General features: G+C 56.1%; 2 pseudogenes. One reads left to right on the top strand and one right to left on the bottom strand.

Annotated features, from left to right (window positions below):
• Nucleotides 1-261: 261 nt before the first annotated feature.
• Nucleotides 262-786 (top strand): annotated as a pseudogene (locus AACS18_RS00885) (IS4 family transposase); the annotation flags it as partial.
• Here AACS18_RS00885 and AACS18_RS00880 read toward each other — a convergent pair.
• A pseudogene (locus tag AACS18_RS00880) lies at nt 773-1,372 on the bottom strand (type II secretion system protein N); the annotation flags it as partial. The pseudogenes AACS18_RS00885 and AACS18_RS00880 sit on opposite strands and share 14 nt — an antisense overlap.

The raw sequence follows: 1,372 nt of genomic DNA, 5'->3' as shown, positions 1-1,372 counted from the left end.
GTTCATAATATATGTATCTGCCTTACCGAGCATTGAACATACATATTCAGATTGATCTTTCATAGAAATCATAACGTTCCAGGATTTTTTTATATCATACCATGAATATATGGTATGATGAAATAAATGACAGCATAAACCAATCCCTGAATGTACAGTTCTAAGAGTCGCTAACAAAACCAAGTTGGTTCGAACGATGCCAATCCCCACGTAGCAGGCATGACACGAAAAATCATCAGTAACCAGCTATGTAGACCCTTACGGGCCATCGCCTTGCGTATCGACCATCAACTCAAAGCGGCTTCCCTCGGCGCGTTCAAGCAGGCGTTACTGCACGATACCTCCTTTGCAGTGCACTGGCGACTGACTTTCCTGGACGGTTCAAGACCATCAATCCTGCTGCTATCGAGTGCCATATGACCATGTCCCTGTCGGAACAAAGCCCGCTGTGCATGAGTGTATCTGCCGATACCGCAGGGGAGTGGCAATTTCTCCCTGAGGCCCACAAGCTGGCCAGCTGCCAACTGCTGGCTGATGCGGGTTAAATTGACAGGGCTTGAACAAGTGAACGACGCTGGCGGATTTTATATGGTGAGAGGAACGCAAAGCCTGAACCCCAAGATAATCCAGGTTTGGCGCGGTGATGGACGGGAAGTGCCCAAACTGGCGGGGCTGTCACTGAAAGAGGCCGGACGGCGACGCTGTCCTGCCGAGGTACTGGATATGGTGGTGAAGTCCGGCAAGGTGGAATATCGGTTGATCCGGCGCTGGTTTCGAGGTGACCGCTGGTCTGTACCGCATCGGAGCCCTGCTTGAGCTCGGCCACCAGTCTGGAGTCGAGGCAGGTGAGTTTCACCTCGGGATCGGCCAGATCCAGCTTGCCCGCCGGGGTATCGGCGCTGGCGTTGTACCAGTCGAGGTCGCCGTAGAGGTTGTCACACCAGGGATTGCCCTGGGCAAACTGATCCACCTTGAGTTGCAGCTGACCGGTGAGGGTGACCGGGAAGGGGTGTGGCAGCGAGATGCGCGCCATTACCCAGGGAGCCGGGGCATTGAGGGTCAGGTCGCGGCCGAAGGGTGCGCCATTCCAGCCGACAACGCCCTGACCGTTGAGGCCGTTACGCTCGCCAAAGCGAATGGCCACTTCGGGGGCGAAGCGCATCAGTGACCAGCCATTGAGATCCCAGCGCAGCTGGCTGATGGATTCGCTGGCATATTGCAGCCGGGCGATCTGGCCGCTGCTCACTCCTTCCATCTGCAGCAGGCTGGCAACGTTGGCTGGCAGCGGCAGATAGCGCACCACCAGCGCCGCAGGCAGGGTCGCCAGCAGGAAGACGAAGTAGGCTGCCAGAAACAGGCTGGCAATCAGGAT

It is taken from the genome of Aeromonas sp. HMWF015 (assembly GCF_963878965.1).
GTDB classification, from domain to species: Bacteria; Pseudomonadota; Gammaproteobacteria; order Enterobacterales; family Aeromonadaceae; genus Aeromonas; species Aeromonas veronii.
The sequence above is the reverse complement of the archived record's forward strand: the minus strand, read 5'-3'. Positions and strand labels throughout refer to the sequence as shown.